The 18,477-nt window shown below is 61.6% G+C and carries 16 protein-coding genes; 8 read left to right on the forward strand and 8 right to left on the reverse strand.

Features of this window, described 5'->3' with window-relative positions; genetic code table 11:
• The first annotated feature begins 71 nt into the window (after window positions 1-71).
• Window positions 72-1,403, forward strand: coding sequence for an ABC transporter substrate-binding protein (locus G4D79_RS18640; RefSeq protein WP_003944031.1), 1,332 nt, complete (start codon window positions 72-74; stop codon window positions 1,401-1,403).
• 71 nt (window positions 1,404-1,474) lie between these two features.
• Here G4D79_RS18640 and G4D79_RS18645 read toward each other — a convergent pair whose 3' ends face one another.
• Genes G4D79_RS18645 through G4D79_RS18660 form a run of 4 tightly spaced genes read right to left on the reverse strand, consistent with a single transcriptional unit; the run spans window position 1,475 to window position 5,604 of the window.
• Window positions 1,475-2,281, reverse strand: coding sequence for an ABC transporter ATP-binding protein (locus G4D79_RS18645; protein ID WP_007728720.1), 807 nt, complete (start codon window positions 2,279-2,281; stop codon window positions 1,475-1,477).
• Window positions 2,278-3,306, reverse strand: a complete 1,029-nt coding sequence (locus G4D79_RS18650) for an ABC transporter ATP-binding protein (protein ID WP_099698262.1) — start codon at window positions 3,304-3,306, stop codon at window positions 2,278-2,280. Before G4D79_RS18650 ends, G4D79_RS18645 begins: the two co-directional genes overlap by 4 nt.
• Window positions 3,299-4,288, reverse strand: a complete 990-nt coding sequence (locus G4D79_RS18655) for a branched-chain amino acid ABC transporter permease (RefSeq protein ID WP_003944088.1) — start codon at window positions 4,286-4,288, stop codon at window positions 3,299-3,301. The genes G4D79_RS18650 and G4D79_RS18655 overlap by 8 nt, the downstream gene beginning before the upstream one ends.
• Window positions 4,289-4,293: 5 nt before the next feature.
• Window positions 4,294-5,604 carry a branched-chain amino acid ABC transporter permease gene (locus G4D79_RS18660; RefSeq protein ID WP_235867898.1) on the reverse strand — a complete coding sequence of 437 codons (1,311 nt, stop codon included), beginning with the start codon at window positions 5,602-5,604 and terminating at the stop codon, window positions 4,294-4,296.
• Between the two features lie 303 nt (window positions 5,605-5,907).
• Here G4D79_RS18660 and polA point away from each other — a divergent pair, with 303 nt between their 5' ends.
• A complete protein-coding gene (gene polA, locus G4D79_RS18665; protein ID WP_099698264.1) occupies window positions 5,908-8,655 on the forward strand; it encodes a DNA polymerase I in 2,748 nt (915 codons plus the stop codon).
• Window positions 8,656-8,713: 58 nt separating this feature from the next.
• On the opposite strand, the gene trxA is transcribed toward polA, so the two are convergent.
• Together trxA and G4D79_RS18675 are read right to left on the reverse strand one after the other, a co-directional pair.
• Window positions 8,714-9,085 (reverse strand): thioredoxin, encoded by a 372-nt coding sequence (gene trxA / locus G4D79_RS18670; RefSeq protein WP_003944106.1) that lies wholly within the window; start codon window positions 9,083-9,085, stop codon window positions 8,714-8,716.
• Window positions 9,086-9,159: 74 nt separating this feature from the next.
• Window positions 9,160-10,155: a helix-turn-helix domain-containing protein gene (locus tag G4D79_RS18675; protein WP_003944097.1), complete on the reverse strand. Its 996-nt coding sequence runs from the start codon at window positions 10,153-10,155 to the stop codon at window positions 9,160-9,162.
• A gap of 213 nt (window positions 10,156-10,368) precedes the next feature.
• Between G4D79_RS18675 and G4D79_RS18680 the strand changes: the two genes are divergently transcribed.
• The gene (locus G4D79_RS18680; RefSeq protein WP_064074468.1) at window positions 10,369-11,298 is read left to right on the forward strand and encodes a DMT family transporter; all 930 of its coding nucleotides are present in this window, start codon (window positions 10,369-10,371) and stop codon (window positions 11,296-11,298) included.
• Here the strand turns inward: G4D79_RS18680 and G4D79_RS18685 are convergent.
• Window positions 11,243-11,818, reverse strand: coding sequence for a 2'-5' RNA ligase family protein (locus G4D79_RS18685; protein ID WP_174519499.1), 576 nt, complete (start codon window positions 11,816-11,818; stop codon window positions 11,243-11,245). The genes G4D79_RS18680 and G4D79_RS18685 overlap by 56 nt on opposite strands.
• Here G4D79_RS18685 and G4D79_RS18690 point away from each other — a divergent pair.
• From G4D79_RS18690 to G4D79_RS18705, 4 genes are all read left to right on the forward strand, one after another.
• Window positions 11,784-12,881 carry an isocitrate/isopropylmalate dehydrogenase family protein gene (locus tag G4D79_RS18690; RefSeq protein WP_039972997.1) on the forward strand — a complete coding sequence of 366 codons (1,098 nt, stop codon included), beginning with the start codon at window positions 11,784-11,786 and terminating at the stop codon, window positions 12,879-12,881. The two genes, G4D79_RS18685 and G4D79_RS18690, sit on opposite strands and share 35 nt — an antisense overlap.
• A gap of 206 nt (window positions 12,882-13,087) precedes the next feature.
• Window positions 13,088-13,960: an ABC transporter substrate-binding protein gene (locus G4D79_RS18695; protein ID WP_024487476.1), complete on the forward strand. Its 873-nt coding sequence runs from the start codon at window positions 13,088-13,090 to the stop codon at window positions 13,958-13,960.
• On the forward strand, window positions 13,960-14,916 hold the full coding sequence (locus G4D79_RS18700) for an amino acid ABC transporter permease (protein WP_019748635.1): 957 nt from the start codon (window positions 13,960-13,962) through the stop codon (window positions 14,914-14,916). Before G4D79_RS18695 ends, G4D79_RS18700 begins: the two co-directional genes overlap by 1 nt.
• The gene (locus G4D79_RS18705; protein ID WP_019748634.1) at window positions 14,913-15,674 is read left to right on the forward strand and encodes an amino acid ABC transporter ATP-binding protein; all 762 of its coding nucleotides are present in this window, start codon (window positions 14,913-14,915) and stop codon (window positions 15,672-15,674) included. The genes G4D79_RS18700 and G4D79_RS18705 overlap by 4 nt, the downstream gene beginning before the upstream one ends.
• Window positions 15,675-15,677: 3 nt before the next feature.
• Here G4D79_RS18705 and G4D79_RS18710 read toward each other — a convergent pair whose 3' ends face one another.
• Entirely contained in the window at window positions 15,678-16,523 is an 846-nt protein-coding gene (locus tag G4D79_RS18710) for a class I SAM-dependent methyltransferase (RefSeq protein WP_007728737.1), read from the reverse strand.
• A 337-nt stretch (window positions 16,524-16,860) separates the two neighbouring features.
• Between G4D79_RS18710 and rpsA the strand changes: the two genes are divergently transcribed.
• Entirely contained in the window at window positions 16,861-18,348 is a 1,488-nt protein-coding gene (rpsA, locus tag G4D79_RS18715) for a 30S ribosomal protein S1 (RefSeq protein WP_003944095.1), read from the forward strand.
• Window positions 18,349-18,477 lie beyond the last annotated feature (129 nt).

Below are 18,477 nucleotides of genomic sequence, written 5' to 3' on the forward strand. Positions count from 1 at the left end.
GTCTAGCGTCTGATCCCACAGCGAGCGCCAGTTCGGGTGGCGCGAGCACCGGCTGATCTTAGGAGCGTGGGATGGCTAGACGAACACTTGTGCGTACTGCTGCAGTTCTCGGCGCGGCATCACTGGCACTTGCAGGCTGTAGCTCGGACAAGTCGGATGACTCGTCTTCGAGTGGCTCTACGTCCGGCGCTTCTGCCGCGACGACATCCGTCACGACTGATTGCACCCCGGAGCAGGCCAAGGCCGGCGCCACCCCGTCCACGGAAGCGCTGCGCATCGGCACGCTTCTTCCCGATACAGGCAGCTTGTCGTTCCTCGGGCCGCCGATGGTCGCGGGCACCCAGCTGGGAGTCAACGACGTCAATGCAGCCGGAGGCGTTCTCGGCCAACCGGTCCAGCTGATTCCCGGCGATTCGGGTGACACCACAACGGACACCGCCAATACCACCGTCGACCGCGAATTGGCTGCAGGCACTCAGGTCATCGTCGGCGCCGCGTCGTCTTCGGTCTCGCTCAAGGTGATCGACAAGATCGCCAGCGCAGGCGTCGTGATGTTCTCGCCTGCCAACACCTCGGACCAATTCGTCTGCTACCCAGACAAGGGCATGTACTTCCGCACCGCTCCGACGGACGTACTGCAGGCTCAGGCCGTCGCACAGCTCATTTCGGACGACGGTGGTCAGCGCGTAGCGATCATGGCCCTCAACGACCCGTACGGGACGGGTCTGGCGGACAACATCGAAAAGAATCTGATCGATTCGGGTGTCCCCTCCGATCAGATCGAGAAGATCATCTACGACCCGAACGCGCAGTCGTTCAACTCCGAAGTCGATCAAGTCAAGAACTTCAATCCGGATGCAGTGGCACTGGTGGGCTTCGAAGAGTCGGCGAAGATCATCACGCGCATGCACGAAGTGGGCATCGGCCCGTCGGACGGAATGGCGATGTACGGCGTCGACGGCAACATGGGCAACGCTCTCGGCGAATCCGTGGCGAAGCCGTTGCTCGACACCATGCAGGGAACGACGCCCCTGACGGACGTCGGAGCTGCCTTCCAGGATCGTCTGAAGGCTGTGAACCCCTCTCTGATCGACTTCAACTACGCCGGAGAGTCATACGACGCGGTGGTGATCTCAGCGCTCGCTGCCGAGCAGGCGAAGTCGACGGCCGGTACCGACATCGCGGCCAACATCAACAGCGTCACCGAAGGCGGCACCAAGTGCACGTCCTACGTCGAGTGCCTGCCGTTGGTGAAGGCGGGAACCGACATCGACTACGACGGCATCACCGGTGAGTTGGACTTCAACGATTCGGGGGAGCCGTCCATCGGTTCGTACGGAAAGCTCAAGTTCGGCCCTGAGAACACCCTGACCACAGAAGGATTCGTGGTGGTGGGCAAGTAAGTCGTGGGCAGGTAAGCAGCCAACGAGAATGGGCCAGGGTCTCGCGACCCTGGCCCATTCTCGTGTCTGTACTACTTCTCTTTGCTTCCAGCGAGCGTTCCCAAGTACAACTCGATCACCTTGGGGTCGTTCATCAGATTGGCGCCGGTGTCGGTGTACGCGTTCTTACCCTGATCGAGTACGTAACCGCGGTCGCAGATCTGAAGGCAGCGGCGCGCGTTCTGCTCGACCATGATGACCGAGACACCCGCAGCATTGATCTTCTTGCAGCGGATGAACACCTCGTCCTGGAACATGGGGGACAGGCCCGCGGACGGTTCGTCGAGCAGCAGCACCGACGGATCCATCATCAGGGCCCGGCCCATCGCGACCATCTGGCGTTCGCCGCCGGAGAGTGCGCCGGCCTTCACCTTTCGTCGTTCACTCAGAAGAGGGAACAGTTCACTCACGAAGGCGAATCGTTCCGCGAATGCCTTGGGACGCAGATAAATGCCCATTTCGAGGTTTTCTTCGATGGTCAGAGTCTGAAAGACGTTCTGCGTTTGAGGGACGTACCCGACTCCCTTCTGAACGAGGACGTGAGCGGGCGCAGACGTGATGTTGTCCTCGCGTAGGGTGACCGACCCTTCGCGTACCGGTATCAGTCCGAACAGTGATTTCAGGAGTGTCGATTTGCCTGCGCCGTTCGGTCCGATGATCCCGACGATTTCCCCTTCCTTCAGGAAGAAGTTGCATTCACGCAGGATGTTGACGCCGGGAATGTAGCCCGCGACGAGGCTGTCGGCGCGGAGCAGGGCACCTGCCGACAGTCGCTGATGCTCCTCGGCCGTCGCGGCGAACTCTGCAGGCGTGAGTGAACGTGCGTGGTTCTCGCTCATGGCTTCTCGTGCCTTTCGCGCGGTTCCTCGGGACTCGATTCCAGCGTCGCGGCGAGATCGGCCGGAAGGTTGTCGACGTCGGGTTCCGACAGGTCCCCGCCCGACTCGAGGGTTTCGACCTCGGCTTCAGCCAGGGCGGCGGCCAGAACGGCCGTCTCGCCCACCGGATTTCCGTTGTCGTCGAACTCGAGGGCCTGGTCATGGTGGCTGCCCAGATATGCGTCGACGACGGCTGTGTTGGACGAGAGTTCGTCCGGGGTGGATTCGGCGATGACGCTGCCCTGCGCCATGACCACCACCCAATCGCTGATGTCTCGGATCACGTCCATGTCGTGCTCGACGAACACGACGGTCATTCCGTCGTCGCGCAATGACTTGATGTGTCCGAGCAGGCTTTGCGTCAGAGCAGGATTGACCCCCGCCATCGGTTCGTCCAGCATCACCACCGAGGGCGAGGTCATGAGTGCGCGAGCCATTTCGAGCAGTTTGCGCTGCCCACCGGAGAGTGAACCGGCGAGGTCGTCGGCCTTGGTGTCGAGTTTGAATCGTGCGAGGAGTTCGTTGGCGCGGTCGGTGATCTCGCGTTCCTGGCCTTTCCAGATCCACGGGACGAGAGATGCAAAAATGCGTTCACCACGTTGGCCGGTGGCACCGAGACGTACGTTGTCCAGCACGGTGAGTTTGGAGAGCGCCTTGGTCAACTGGAACGTCCGTACCACTCCTTTCCTGGCTACCTGGTGGGGATACATGCGGCCCAGCGATTGACCGTCCATCGACCACGTACCGGTGTCCGGCCGGTCGAATCCGGTAAGGAGGTTGAAGAGCGTCGTTTTTCCGGCACCGTTTGGACCGATCAGACCCGTGATGCACCCTCGTTGAATCTCGAGGTGATCGACGTCGACGGCCTTGAGGCCGCCGAACGTCCGCGAGACGTTGTCAGCGACCAACACCGGGTCGGGTTTCGCCGATCCGGGAAGGTGAGGAACGTCGGCAAAGATCTGTGCTCTGGTATCGGCGTCAAGCATTGAGTTGCACCTCCCGCTTGTTACCCAGTATTCCCTGCGGTCTGAAGACCATCAGGAGAGCAATCATCAATCCGAGCAGGACATACCTGGTGGCCCCGACCTGTTGTTCGGTCAGCGAGAGCAGCGGATTCTCGCCGGAGATCGCCTGACGCAGCAAGGCATCAGGGATGGCGAGGAGGAACCAGAACAACATTGCGCCGACCACCGGGCCGAATACCGTTGCCGCCCCGCCCAGAATCAGTGCGCCGAACGCGAAGAACGTCTGCGCGGTCGAGTAGAAGTCCGGGTTGATGGACTTGGTCTGCAAAGCGTTGAACACCCCGGCCAGACCACCGATCACGCCGCCGAGAACCAGCGCCTGCATCTTGTACACGAACACGTTCTTGCCCAACGATCGCGCTGCGTCCTCATCTTCGCGAACCGCCTTGAGGACGCGCCCCCACGGACTGTGCGTCAACAGGTAGACGAATCCGCACAAGATCAAGACCAGCGTCCACCCCACGACCATCGACCAGAGGTCGTCTCCGTAGAACTTCACGCCGAGAAATGAGTACTGCTTGGCCGAGTCGAAGGGGCTCAGTGCGGTGAACGGGTCTGCGAAACCGAACAGGCCATTGGTGGAACCGGTCACCGAATCCGACGCGGTCGAGCGGAAGATCAGACGCAGGATCTCCGAAGCGGCGATGGTCACGATGGCGAGATAGTCGGCGCGCAGACGCAGCGTCGGGATACCGAGCACGAGCGCGAGGAGGCCGGCTGCGGTGAGTCCGACGAGGATGCCGAGCCAGAGCGGCTGGTCGTAGGTCACGGTCATGATGCCGACGCCGTAGCCGCCGAGAAGGGCAAAACCGATCTGACCGAAATTGAGCAGTCCGGCGTAGCCGAAGTGCAGGTTCAACCCGATTGCCAACAGTGCGTAGAAGATTGCCGACGGCCCGATCAGCTGGGCGAAAGAAACCTGGAAAGCTCCCATGATGTCCATATTCGTCACCCGATCCTTTGTCTGGATCCGAGGATGCCCTGGGGGCGAACCACGAGGATCACGATCAAGACGAGAAGTCCGCCGATGTATTTGAGGTCTGGGTTGATGATGAGCGTCGAGAGTTGGACCAGAAGTCCCACGATGACGCAGCCGAGTAGCGCCCCGTACGCGGTTCCCAGACCACCGAGGGTGATTCCGGCGAACATGAGCAGCAACAGTTTGAAGCCCATTTCCCACTGGACGCGTCCGCCGAGCTCGGAGATACCGAACAGCACACCGCCGAGGGCGGCCAGTCCGCCGCCGAGACCCCAGACGAACATGATCACGCGCTCGACGTTGATACCGGACGAAGCGGCGAGGTCACGATTGTCGGAGACGGCACGCATGGCCTTTCCGATGCGAGTCTTCTGCAGAAGCAGTGCGACGCCGACCAGGACGACCAGACTGACGATCATGACTATCGCGTTGGCGTCGGTCAGTGCGATCGGGCCCCAGTTCTTCTCGACCTGGCCCTGGAAGTCGTCGAACGGTTCGGCGCGGTCGGAGAAGAAGATCAGGATCAAGTAGCGCAATGAAATCGCGAGACCGATCGAGACCACCAATTGCGCGATCAACCCGGTCTTGCGCTTACGCAGTGGTTTCCAGACGATTCCGTTGGTCAGCAGGCCGATGCCGATGCCGACGAAGATCGCGAGGATCGTGGCGGGAATCAGCGGAACGCCGAAGGACGTGTTGATCACCCAGGCAGCAACGGCTCCCAACGTCACCATCTCGCCGTGAGCGAAGTTGGTCAGGCCAGTGGTGCCGTAGATCAGGCTCAAACCCACACCGGCGATCGCGATCACGAGGCCGAACCGCAGACCGTCGACCGTCGTGCGGATCAGCTTCTCGCCGAAGCTGACATTCGAGGCGGTACGTACCTCGCCGAACGAGAAGATCACGGTGTTCGCGCGGCCGGCCACCACCTCGCGTTCGACAGCGGCTTGCACACTGACCCCGTCGGGAAGTGTGTCGGCAACGATCTCGAAGGTGTAGGTGCCCGGTGCCACGGCCAGTTCCCAACGGCCGTTCGATGCCGATTCTCCGGTGGCGACTTCCGTGCCGGAAGAATCGAGTGCACGGACGGTGACGCCCTCGAGGCGTGTGCCGCCGTTGTTGAGATTGCCGCTGACGGGGACAGCGTTGTCGGGAACCGGTGCTGTCGGTGTTGCGGATGCTGTCGGGGTCGGCGGTGTAGGGGAAGTGGTCGGTTCCTGAGCCGAAGCAGTTCCGGCCAGGCTGAGTAATGCGAAGAACGTCAGTAATGCAAAGGCCAGTAGTCGGCTGAGTGTCGCGAGGGTCTGCCGTTTCACTACGGGTGGGGCCACGTACGTCCTCCGAGCGGGTCGGGAATAGCGCGTCTGGACAAAGGTGCCGCGCAGCAGAGGGATTGTTTCGCTGCTGCGATTTCCGGACTCTAACGGCTCCGTTCGCTTCAGATGGGGTTCTGAGATTTCCGGGATGTTTCGGTTCCGTATCGAAGGCCGAAGGCTGCATCAATTGTCCGATTCTTGTGTCTGTTCCTGCGTAAACAACGGCGAAGGCGTCGATGTCGGTCGCGATCCCTAGACTGATGAACCGTGAGCCCCGCAACCACAACTCGGTCCAGCACGTCCACCGCTCCAGCCGGCACCACCGGCAAGGCGGACGATCGCCCTCTCTTGATGCTTCTTGACGGGCATTCGTTGGCGTTTCGTGCCTTCTACGCGCTGCCTGCAGAGAACTTCAAGACACACAGTGGGCAGGCCACCAACGCGGTGTACGGCTTCACGTCGATGTTGATCAACCTTCTTCGTGACGAGCAGCCCACCCACCTGGCCGCGGCCTTCGACGTGTCGCGTCAGACGTTTCGCGCCGACCTGTTCCCCGAATACAAGGCGCAGCGCGCGAAGGCTCCTGACGAATTCAAGGGCCAGATCGACATCACCAAGGACGTTCTCGGCGCGCTGGGCATCCCGGTCATGGCCGAGGAAGGTTTCGAAGCCGACGACGTGATCGCCACCTTGACCACGCAGGCGGAGGCCCTCGGATACCGGGTTCTCGTCGTGACCGGTGACCGTGACTCGCTGCAACTGGTGACCGACAACGTCACTGTGCTCTACCCGAAGAAGGGTGTCTCGGAGCTCACCCGATTCACGCCGACGGCCGTAGAGGAGAAGTACAGCCTCAGCCCGGCGCAGTATCCCGATTTTGCTGCACTGCGCGGCGACCCCAGTGACAACCTCCCCGGCATCCCCGGCGTCGGCGAGAAGACCGCCACCAAGTGGATCCGTGAGTACGGCGACCTGCAGGGACTGGTCGACAACGTGGACAAGGTCCGCGGCAAGGTGGGCGACTCACTGCGGGAGAACCTCGCGAACGTCCTGCTCAATCGTCAGCTCACCGAAATGGTTCGCGACGTTCCCTTGCCGTACACGCCCGAGCAGTTGGTGTTGGCCCCGTGGGACCGCGAGAAGATTCATGCGTTGTTCGACGATCTCGAGTTCAAGGTTCTCCGCGATCGACTGTTCGCGACCCTGTCGTCGTCCGAGCCCGAAGCAGAGGAAGGGTTCGAGGTCAGCGGCGACGCACTCGCCCCGGGTGCGGTTGCCGCGTGGCTCGACGCCCACGCACGAACCGGTGAGCGTCACGGCGTGACGGTGCTCGGAACCAGAACTCCGTTCGCCGGCGACGTCACTGCACTCGCGATCGCGGCCTCCGACGGTGAATGTGCATACATCGCGGCGTCGACGGCAACACCGGAAGACGAAGCAGCTCTCGGTGATTGGCTCGCCGACGCATCGCAGCCGAAGGCGCTGCACGAAGCCAAGTGGGCGATCCATGCTCTGCGTGGGCGTGGTTGGACGCTCGGTGGACTGACCAGCGACACTGCTCTGGCCGCGTACCTCGTCCGGCCGGGCCAGCGCAGCTTCAATCTCGACGACCTCTCGCTCCGCTACCTCAAGCGTGAACTGCGCGCCGAAACATCCGGCCAGGAACAGCTTTCACTGCTCGACGACACCGAGCAGCTCGATGCCGAAGCGGCCGAGACCGCGATGATCAGCGCTCAGGCCGTTCTCGACTTGGCAGCTGCACTCGACACCGAGTTGGAGTCGATCGAGTCCAAGTCGCTCCTCTCCGACATGGAACTGCCGTTGACGATCGAGCTCGCTCAGATCGAGGCCACCGGCATCGCCGTCGACAGCGCGCATCTGCACGATCTTCAGAGCCGTTTCGCCTCCCAGGTCGCCGACGCCGCAAACTCCGCCTACGAGGTGATCGACAAGCAGATCAACCTGGGTTCGCCGAAGCAACTGCAGGTGGTCTTGTTCGAAGAACTCGACATGCCCAAGACGAAGAAGACGAAGACGGGCTACACCACCGACGCCGAGGCGTTGCAGGGTCTGTTCGACAAGACAGGACACCCGTTCCTCGAACACCTTCTCGCGCATCGTGATGCGACGCGTATGAAGGTGACCGTCGACGGTCTTCTCAAGGCCGTAGCCGAAGACGGACGCATTCACACGACGTTCAATCAGACGGTTGCCGCGACCGGACGCCTGTCGTCGACCGATCCGAACTTGCAGAACATCCCGGTGCGAAACGACGCGGGGCGCGAGATTCGCGACGGATTCGTAGTCGGGCAGGGGTTCGACGTTCTGCTCACTGCCGACTACAGCCAGATCGAAATGCGCATCATGGCGCACGTGTCAGGCGACGAGGGGCTGATCGAGGCATTCAACACCGGTGAGGACCTGCACAGTTTTGTCGGCTCGCGTGCATTCGGTGTACCGATCGAAGAGGTGACTCCTGAACTGCGTCGCCGGGTCAAGGCGATGTCGTACGGTCTGGCCTACGGGCTCAGTGCCTACGGATTGGCGTCGCAGCTGAAGATTTCGACCGAAGAAGCGAAGCAGCAGATGGATGCGTACTTCGCTCGTTTCGGCGGCGTGCGGGATTACCTCCACGCGGTGGTCGAGCAGGCACGTAAGGACGGCTACACCTCGACGCTCTACGGTCGTCGTCGCTACCTGCCGGACCTCAACAGCGACAACCGTCAGCGTCGTGAGGTTGCCGAACGTGCTGCCCTCAATGCGCCGATCCAGGGCACTGCGGCCGACATCATCAAGGTGGCGATGATCAACGTGCAGAAGGCTCTCGCCGACGCCGGATTGAAGTCGCGCATGCTGTTGCAGGTGCACGACGAATTGGTGCTCGAAGTGGTTGCCTCCGAGTTGGAGGAGGTCACCGCGCTGGTCAAGGACAAGATGGCCACAGCCATCGAGCTGTCGGTACCTCTGGATGTTTCGGTGGGAACCGGTCGAAGCTGGGACAGCGCGGCTCACTAGGGAGCAACGAAAAAGGCTGGGCCGGAATCGACTTCGATTCCGGCCCAGCCTTTTCACGCTATTCAGCAGATGCGGTCTGCTCTGCGATCTGCTTGCGGACCTCGTCCATGTCGAGTGCCTTGACCTGAGTGACGAGCTCCTCGAGCTGAGCGGCGGGAAGCGCGCCGGCCTGGTTGAACACGAGTACGCCTTCGCGGAAGGCCATGATCGTGGGGATGGAGCGGATGTTGGCGGCCGCTGCGATTCCCTGCTCGGCCTCGGTGTCGACCTTGGCGTGAACGACGTCGGCATGCTTCTCCGAAGAGGCTTCGAACGTCGGTGCGAACTGGCGGCACGGGCCGCACCAGGAGGCCCAGAAGTCCACGAGGACGACGTCGCTGCCGTTGATCGTTTCGTCGAAGTTCTGCTGGGTGAGTGTCTGGGTGGCCACAGGGGTCCTTTCCATTGTGCGGGCTGTTGGTGTGTGCAACGCCCCGGAACCGCTGATTCTTCCCTGAGCCGATTTCAGCTTGCGTTCTCGGTCGCCCGAAACGTCCGGCGGTAGGCCTGCGGCGTGGTGCAACGCAGACGAATGAAGTGCTGGCGAAGCACGGCACCGCCGCCGAATCCGACGCGTTCTGCGATGACGTCGACGGAGAGGTCGGAATTCTCGAGGAGATGTTGGGCGGCCAGTACTCGCTGATCGCTGAGCCAGCGGGCGGGGGTTGTTCCCGTTTCCGCTTGGAAACGGCGCGCGAACGTGCGCGCGGACATGTTCGCGCGGGCTGCGACCATGCCCACAGTGAGGTCGAGGGCGAGGTTCTCCGTCATCCAGTCGAGGAGCGGGGCAAGGGTTGCACTCGGCGTCGAGGCGAGGGGAGTGGCAACGTACTGGGCTTGCCCACCGTCACGATGGGGCGGCACCACCATCCTTCTCGCGATGCCATTGGCAACGCGAGAACCCTGTTCTTTTCGGACGATGTGCAGGCACAGGTCAATTCCTGCCGCGGTGCCTGCGCTGGTGAACACCGGATCTTCGTCCACGTACAACACGTCCGGATCGACCTTGGCTTCCGGATACGTCTGGGCAAGCCTCTCTGCATGCCGCCAATGCGTCGTGCATCGCCTTCCGTCCAGTAGTCCAGCCGCCCCGAGGACAAACGCTCCGGTGCACAGACTCGCCACCTTGGCGCCCCGGGCTACGGCCTCGTTGAGTTTGACCAACAGGGGATCGACACTCGAGTCGGGACTCGGTGAGCACATGTACGCGTCGCCGGCGTCGTAGGTTCCGCCGGCGGACACGACGATGAGATCGGCGTCGTCGAGAGAATCGAGGTTGTACGGAACATCGATGTTGTACCCGAACCGCGTTCGGATCGGACCCGGAACTGCGGCGATCAGAGAGAAGTCGTACGTGGGGAGGCCGTCGTCGGATCGGTCGAAGCCGAAGACTTCACATGCCACGCCGAGTTCGAACGCCTCGGTCATCGGCATCAGTGGGACCACCACTTTCGCGAGCATCTTTCGAGTGTGACAGAAAAACAGGAAAGTGGCAGAAAATCGTCCAAGTCTGGCTTTTCTGCCACTACTGCCACGTGGGACATTCCGTCAGGCTGGACACATGGCAATCATCGTCGTCAGCGTCTTGGTCCTACTGGTCCTGAACGTACTAGCTCTTGCCGGCCGAACGCCCGACACTCGTCACGACGTCAGTCCGCACGGAGACTTCACCCTTTGAGGGCAAGTCTGGCCTTTCAATACACCGCAGCTGCGGTGGTGTGGGGAGCCAGTTTCCTCTTCATGAAGATCGGGCTCGAAGGTCTGTCCTTCACGCAGGTAGTTCTGTGGCGCTTGGTCTTCGGTGCGCTCGCGCTGGTTCTCGTGTCAGCGGTCAGCCGGATCGGCCTACCGAGGGACTTTCGCGTCTGGAAACACATGGCTTTTCTCGCAGCGACACAATGCATCGTGCCGTGGCTGCTGTTCAGTTGGGCGGAGCAAAACATGTCCTCGGGACTCGCGAGCATCTACAACGCCACCACACCACTGATGACTATGGCTGTCTCCCTTGCCTTTCTGCCGGGGGAGACGCTGACGCGATACAAATCGCTGGGGTTGCTTCTCGGATTCGGTGGGGTGCTGATCGTATTGGCGCCGTGGAATCTCGGCGTCGGCGGAAGTGTCAGTTCTCAGGTCGCTTGCCTGGGAGCGACTGCATCGTACGGGATTTCGTTTGTCTACCTCAGACGTTTCGTGCTTCCTCTCGGCGTCGACACCCGCACAGTCGCGCTATTACAGATCAGTATCGGAGCTTTCGTGATGGTTCTGGCCTCACCGGTCATCGCGAATACACCGATGCACCTGACGCCGGCAATTGTCCTGTCGATGATCGCTCTGGGCGCACTGGGGACCGGGCTCGCATTCATCTGGAACACCAATGTCGTTCAGGAGTGGGGGCCGACTGCGGCGTCCACCGTCACTTATCTCAGTCCAGTGGTGGGCGTCGCTCTCGGCGCAATAGTCTTGAACGAAAGCGTTGGCTGGAATCAGCCGGTTGGTGCACTCGCGGTGATCGCGGGAATCCTGGTGACCCGACGTGCAACCCGCTCTGTCACAGCGGCGGCGTCAGTAACCATTCCGTCTTCTGTTCGCCGTCCCAGCGCCTGATCGCGCCGCAGCGCCCTTGAATCACGTCGGTGCCCAGCAGGGCGATGGCTTCACCCAGACGTGCAGGTTCGACGCGTCGGGCGAGCGTTACATGAGGCGTCCACGCGCCGGGCTCGACGTGGGCGGGAAGTGCCGTCGAGCCAACTGTTGACTCGGCTATTTCTCGGTGCAGGTGAAGGAGTGCGCGCGAAGGAATGACCGAGCGCGCCAAGACCATCTGCTTGCCGCCGAACACGACGTAGCCACCGAGTCGGACCTCGAAGTCCGGGGCCGAGAAGCGCCGCTTCAACAGTTCGTCGATCTCCGCGGGGATCTCACGGGCGACGAACAGCGTGATGTGCGGACGGTTGGACGGGCTGTGATGAGAGGCCTGACTCGGTAAACCGGCGTCGGCGAGTAGCTGCCATTGTGCTCGCACTGCCGACTCACTCACTGGATCGAGGAGCAATTCCACCGACTGGACCATGGTGAGCAATGATTGCCTGATGACAGGTGCGAGCGCAATCGGTACTTCGGCCATGCGGCTGGGGCTCATGCACGGCGACGGAATCGGCCACGAAATCGTCCCGGCGACACGGCAGATCGTGGATGCGGCGTTGTCAGCGGTTCATGCTCCGCCCGTCGAGTGGGTCGAGCTTCCGCTCGGGAGTACGGCCATAGACAGCCACGGCACGCCGATTCCCGACGAGACCATCGATGGGTTGGGGCAGCTGCAGGGTTGGATTCTCGGACCCCACGACAGTGCGTCCTATCCGGAGAGGTTTCGCGGACAACTCACACCCGGCGGCGTCATCCGGAAGAAGTTCGAGCTGTTCGCGAACATTCGGCCGGCAGCGGCGTTCCCCGGTGTCAAGGCAATGGTCCCCGACATGGATCTGGTGATCGTCCGCGAGAACACCGAGGGGTTGTACGCGGATCGGAACATGGCAGTCGGCAGCGGCGAGTTCATGCCGACGCCCGACATCGCGCTGGCCGTCGGTGTGTTCACCCGCGCTGCGTGTGAACGGATCGCACGCACTGCCTTCGCGTTGGCGTCGCGACGGCGCAATCACGTCACGATCGTCCACAAAGCCAACGTCCTCACACTGACCACCGGCCTGTTCCGTGACGCCTGCCGAACCGTCGCTGCGGAGTACCCACACGTAGTCGTCGACGACGAGCACGTCGACGCGATGGCGGCGCACCTCGTTCGACGCGGCGGAGACTTCGACGTCGTGGTGACCGAAAACATGTTCGGCGACATTTTGTCGGATCTGGCGGGCGAGCTGTCCGGTTCACTCGGAACCGCGCCGTCGATCAACGCTTCCGAGACGCAGGTCATGGCTCAGGCTGCGCACGGTGCCGCACCCGACATCGCCGGGAAGAATCGGGCGAACCCGACGGCACTGTTCCTCTCGAGTGCAATGATGCTCGACTGGCTCGGTGATGCGCGTGGCGATCGGTTGTTGTCTGCGGCAGCACGCCGCATTTCAGACGCGGTTCGCACGACCATCGCGTCGGGCATCGCGACCGCCGACCTCGGCGGTTTGGCATCGACCAGCGAATTTTCCGAAGTCGTGTACGCACACACTCTGCGTCGCTGATTCTTGTACGACAGGCCGGAATCTTGCGAAGTCGGCGACGGTGGAACTCCTGCCGTAACCTACCGTTCGACTGAATTTCGGATGGACGTTGCAAGTGCGGCGATCGACGAGTGGAGAGCAGAGTCGTGGTCGATGAAAACGCACGGGCACCAAGGCCACGTGGCGTGAGTTATGGCTCGAGCAGTGGCGGGCGTATCCGCGCCAACGTGGTGCGAGTCCTGTTGGTGGGCTTGATCGTCGCATTGTGCGGCGGATGTGTCACCAACAACGAGGGTCTCGTTCCGGAAGGGCCGCCACTTGATGTCCAGAAGGTGCCCGAGATCGCCGCACTTCTGCCGTCCAAGGTCACGGATTCGGGCAAACTGCAGGTCGGGGTCAACATTCCTTACGCGCCAAACGAATTCAAGGACGCAGACGGCAACATCGTCGGTTTCGACGTCGACCTGATGAATGCCGTTGCCGCCGTGCTCGGGGTCGAAGCTGTCTTCAACCAAGCCGACTTTGACAAGATCATCCCCGCTATTCAGTCGGGAAGCTACGACCTCGGCATGTCTTCGTTCACCGACTCCAAGGAGCGCGAGAAGACGGTCGACTTCGTCACGTACTACAGCGCGGGTATCCAGTGGGCCCAGCGGCCGGACAAGCCAGTCGATCCGAACAATGCGTGCGGGCTTCGGGTGGCGGTGCAGACCACGACCACCGAGGACATCGACGAGGTGCCTGCCAAGAGCGAGGCCTGCGTGGCCGAGGGCAAACCCCCGATCGACAAGATCAAGTACGACAGCCAGGACGACGCGGCCAACGCGCTCATTCTCGGTCGAGTCGACGCGCTGTCCGCTGATTCACCAGTGACCGGCTATGCGATCAAACGGAGCAAGGGCCGGATGGAAGCTGCGGGAGAACCCTTCGATTCGGCGCCTTACGGCTGGCCGATCGTGAAGGGCTCCGCCCTCGGTCCCGCCCTGCAGCAGGCAATGCAGTACCTGATCGACAACGGTGTCTATCAACAGATCGCGCAGACCTGGAGTGTCGAGGCCGGCGTCATCGAAGTATCCAAGATCAACGGCGCGGAAAGCTGATGAACATGACAACAACTGAGACCGGCGATCCGGTGCCGATCAAGGCGATTCCACTACGCAGACCTGGTCGTTGGATTGCCGCGGTCGTCGTCGTGGTCCTCTTCGGACTGTTCGTTTACGGCGCGGCGACCAACGAAGCCTTTGCATGGGGGACTTACGGTCAGTATCTGTTCGACAAACGCATCTCCGCTGGTGCGTGGACAACGATCCAGCTGACGGTGCTGGCAATGGTGATCGCGATCGTCCTCGGTGTGATTCTGGCAGTCATGCGACTCTCTCCCAACCCGGTGCTTCGCGCCGCGGCTTGGGGCTATCTGTGGATCTTTCGAGGAACACCTGTCTACGTGCAGTTGGTCTTCTGGGGCCTGTTCCCGTCGATTTACAAGAGCATCGATCTCGGTATTCCCTTCGTACATCAGTTTGCGCACATCAATCTCCAGGACTTGCAGGCAGCGTTTCTGTTTGCCGTGATCGGTTTGGCATTGAACGAGGCCGCCTACATGGCCGAGATCGTCCGCGCCGGCGTGAGTTCGGTCAACGAGGGCCAGACCGAAGCATCTGTTGCATTGGGTATGACGTGGAGTCAGACGATGCGACGAACCGTTCTACCGCAGGCGATGCGCGTCATCATTCCGCCGACCGGTAACGAGGTCATCAGCATGCTCAAGACCACCTCGCTCGTGACGGCGGTCCCTTACAGCTTCGAGTTGTACGGTCGAGCGCGCGATATCTCGGGCGCCAACTTCGAGCCGATTCCCCTGTTGATGGTGGCGGCGACGTGGTACCTCGCAATCACGAGTCTGCTCATGATCGGGCAGTACTACGTCGAGCGTCACTATTCGAAGGGCGCAACCCGAGCACTGACCACGCGCCAACTTCAGGCACTGGCCGACGCGCAAGGAAAAGCTACGGTAGTGGAAACGCTTCCGGATACCCCCGGAGGAGAACGCAAATGACACCCATGGTGAAAGCAGACCGAGTTTGTAAGAACTTCGGCGCATTGGAGGTCCTGAAAGGGATTTCGCTCGAAATCGACCCCGGTCAGGTCCTGTGTCTCGTCGGTCCGTCCGGATCAGGCAAGTCGACGTTCTTGCGCTGCATCAATCACCTCGAGCAGGTCAACGCCGGCCGACTGTACGTCGACGGCGACCTGGTGGGCTACTCGGAGAAGAACGGAAAACTGTACGAACTTCACCCGCGAGCAGCGGCCAAACAACGCCGCGACATCGGGATGGTGTTTCAGCACTTCAATCTGTTCCCACACCGCACCGCTCTCGAGAACATCATCGAAGCGCCGACGCAGGTGAAGCGCGTCAGTAAGAAGAAGGCTGTCGAACGAGCGAAGGACCTCCTCGATCAGGTCGGGTTGAGCGCCAAAGCCAACGCCTACCCGGCCCAGTTGTCGGGTGGTCAGCAGCAAAGAGTTGCCATCGCCCGCGCTCTCGCGATGGACCCGAAGCTCATGCTGTTCGACGAGCCGACGTCCGCGCTCGACCCCGAACTGGTCGGTGAAGTTCTCACCGTGATGAAGCAGTTGGCCAAAGAAGGTATGACGATGGTGGTCGTCACCCACGAGATGGGATTCGCCCGCGAGGTCGCCGACCAGTTGGTGTTCATGGACGGGGGAGTTGTGGTCGAGGCAGGCGAGCCGCGGGAACTCCTGGCCAATCCTCAGCACGACCGGACCAAGGCTTTCCTGTCGAAGCTGCTGTAGCCGTCAGGGTTTGACGGCGCTGAAAATTGCAGTGCCCGGAAAGAGTTGGCCGCGCAGGGGACTCCACTGTCCCCATTCGCGGTCCAACCACTCCGGCCATTCGGGCTCGATGATGTCGCGCACCTGAAGTCCGGCGGCGACGATCTCACGAACCCGGTCGCCGATGGTGCGGTGATGCTCGACGTAGGTGGGGACTCCGTTGTCATCGACCTCGACATACGGGGTGCGGTCGAAGTAGGGGAGGGTCGCGGTCAAGCCCTTCGGCCCGGGATCGTCGGGGAAGATCCATCGAATCGGATGGTTGACGGCAAAGACCCACGATCCGCCGGGACGCAGAACCCGGGCGACTTCGTTCATCACTCGCTGCGAATCGGCAACGAACGGGACGGCGCCGAACGCGGAACAGACGATGTCGAAACTCTCGTCGGCAAACGGCAGGAGTTCCGCACTTGCCTGAATCAACGGGACTGCCGGTCCGCCGGCATTCATCGCGTCCTGCCCGCGGGCGAGCATCCCCATCGAGATGTCGAGACCGACGGCCCGAGCACCATGTCCGGCGAGCCATCGGGCACACGGTGCCGAGCCGCAACCCACTTCCAATATGTCTTTGTCGACTATGTCGCCGAGCAAGTGGTGATCGCCCTCGTGCAGCCCTTCGGGGCACCAGACGAATTCACCTTCCGCGCTGTTCACGCCCAGAAACTCGCCGTGGGTTCGGTGGTAATCGTCGGCGTCGGCGTCCCACCACGCACGGCTGGCGCGGTCGCTGGCACTCGAATCGACACGGACTCGGCCGACGCCGCTGGTACCGAGAATGGAATTGGCAGCGGCATGGCGCTCGTCAGACATGAACAACACAGTAGAACGGGTGATGCGGGCGCAGGGTACCCGGGTTTGCCCGGCAAGATAGCCGACGCGTAGTCTTACTCACGCGAGTGTCTGTCATCCGACCGATTGTCTATACGAGATCTTTACCAAGGTCTCGGAATCAGTCGGACCGAGGGAGCTCGCGGTGCGCTTCCGCGGTGTGGAATGTGATCCGGTATTCGGTTGTTCGTTATTGATGCAGCTGGGTACTTCGATCTAGTACTTCACAAAGTACTTCCAACATTTGTACGCCACAGTTGCGCATCTCGTCCGACAAAATCCATCAACCGACCACAACTCGTCCGGAGCAATTCAACATATGCCCTCCACAACCGTCACCTCGCCGCAGGTTGCCATTAACGACATTGGCTCCGCCGAGGACTTCCTCGCCGCCATCGATGCCACGATCAAGTACTTCAACGATGGCGACATCGTCGAAGGAACCATCGTCAAGGTCGACCGCGACGAGGTTCTGCTCGACATCGGTTACAAGACCGAAGGCGTCATCCCTTCTCGTGAGCTCTCCATCAAGCACGACGTCGACCCCAATGAGGTCGTCTCCGTGGGAGATGCGGTCGAGGCTCTCGTCCTCACCAAGGAGGACAAAGAAGGTCGACTGATCCTGTCGAAGAAGCGCGCTCAGTACGAGCGTGCCTGGGGCACCATCGAGGAGCTCAAGGAGAAGGACGAGGCCGTCAAGGGCACCGTCATCGAGGTCGTCAAGGGCGGCCTCATCCTTGACATCGGTCTTCGTGGCTTCCTCCCCGCTTCGCTCGTCGAAATGCGTCGCGTCCGCGACCTCCAGCCGTACGTCGGCAAGGAGATCGAGGCCAAGATCATCGAGCTCGACAAGAACCGCAACAACGTGGTCCTGTCGCGCCGCGCATGGCTCGAGCAGACTCAGTCCGAGGTTCGCAGCGAATTCCTGCACCAGCTCCAGAAGGGCCAGGTCCGCAAGGGCGTCGTGTCCTCCATCGTCAACTTCGGTGCATTCGTGGACCTGGGCGGCGTAGACGGTCTGGTTCACGTTTCCGAGCTGTCTTGGAAGCACATCGATCACCCGTCCGAGGTTGTCGAGGTCGGCACCGAGGTCACCGTCGAGGTTCTCGACGTCGACCTGGACCGCGAGCGCGTCTCCCTGTCGCTCAAGGCAACGCAGGAAGATCCGTGGCGTCAGTTCGCCCGCACGCACGCCATCGGCCAGATCGTGCCCGGCAAGGTCACGAAGCTGGTTCCGTTCGGTGCGTTCGTGCGCGTCGAAGAGGGAATCGAAGGCCTCGTTCACATCTCGGAGCTCGCTGAGCGCCACGTCGAGGTTCCGGACCAGGTTGTCGGCGTCGGCGACGATGCACTCGTCAAGGTCATCGACATCGACCTCGAGCGTCGTCGTATCTCGCTGTCGCTGAAGCAGGCCAACGAGGATTACAACGCCGAGTTCGATCCGTCCAAGTACGGCATGGCTGACTCGTACGACGAGCAGGGCAACTACATCTTCCCCGAGGGCTTCGATCCCGAGACCAACGAATGGCTCGAGGGCTTCGACAAGCAGCGTGAAGAGTGGGAGAACCGCTACGCCGAGGCTGAGCGTCGCCACAAGATGCACACCGCTCAGATGGAGAAGACCGCTGCAGACGAGGCCGCTGAGGCTGCCACCGCTGCTGCCGGCTACTCCTCGGAGACGGCTGCTGCAGACGACGCCGAGGCTCCGGCTGCTGCCGGCTCCGCTCCGGCCGAGTCCGCTGGCGGATCGCTTGCCAGCGATGCACAGCTCGCCGCACTTCGCGAGAAGCTGTCGGGCAACGCATAAGGATTACCGCTTGATCTGATCAGGCGAGATCTGTGAAGAACCCCGCCCCTGCACGTGCAGGGGCGGGGTTCTTTTCTCTGCCAGGTGTCACTTGCGAGCGAAGAATCAATTCAGTGAGTGAACACAAAA

This window comes from Rhodococcus sp. WY5, assembly GCF_018588185.1.
GTDB lineage: Bacteria > Actinomycetota > Actinomycetes > Mycobacteriales > Mycobacteriaceae > Rhodococcus_F > Rhodococcus_F qingshengii.

Excerpts from the sequence above, each read along its gene's own strand:
- G4D79_RS18650 (WP_099698262.1), bottom strand. The coding sequence starts at position 3,306 with ATGCTTGACGCCGATACCAGAGCACAGATCTTTGCCGACGTTCCTCAC.
- G4D79_RS18700 (WP_019748635.1), top strand. The coding sequence starts at position 13,960 with ATGAACATGACAACAACTGAGACCGGCGATCCGGTGCCGATCAAGGCG.
- G4D79_RS18675 (WP_003944097.1), bottom strand. The coding sequence starts at position 10,155 with ATGCTCGCGAAAGTGGTGGTCCCACTGATGCCGATGACCGAGGCGTTC.
- G4D79_RS18655 (WP_003944088.1), bottom strand. The coding sequence starts at position 4,288 with ATGGACATCATGGGAGCTTTCCAGGTTTCTTTCGCCCAGCTGATCGGG.
- G4D79_RS18690 (WP_039972997.1), top strand. The coding sequence starts at position 11,784 with ATGACAGGTGCGAGCGCAATCGGTACTTCGGCCATGCGGCTGGGGCTC.
- rpsA (WP_003944095.1), top strand. The coding sequence starts at position 16,861 with ATGCCCTCCACAACCGTCACCTCGCCGCAGGTTGCCATTAACGACATT.
- G4D79_RS18640 (WP_003944031.1), top strand. The coding sequence starts at position 72 with ATGGCTAGACGAACACTTGTGCGTACTGCTGCAGTTCTCGGCGCGGCA.
- G4D79_RS18685 (WP_174519499.1), bottom strand. The coding sequence starts at position 11,818 with ATGGCCGAAGTACCGATTGCGCTCGCACCTGTCATCAGGCAATCATTG.
- G4D79_RS18645 (WP_007728720.1), bottom strand. The coding sequence starts at position 2,281 with ATGAGCGAGAACCACGCACGTTCACTCACGCCTGCAGAGTTCGCCGCG.
- G4D79_RS18705 (WP_019748634.1), top strand. The coding sequence starts at position 14,913 with ATGACACCCATGGTGAAAGCAGACCGAGTTTGTAAGAACTTCGGCGCA.
- G4D79_RS18710 (WP_007728737.1), bottom strand. The coding sequence starts at position 16,523 with ATGTCTGACGAGCGCCATGCCGCTGCCAATTCCATTCTCGGTACCAGC.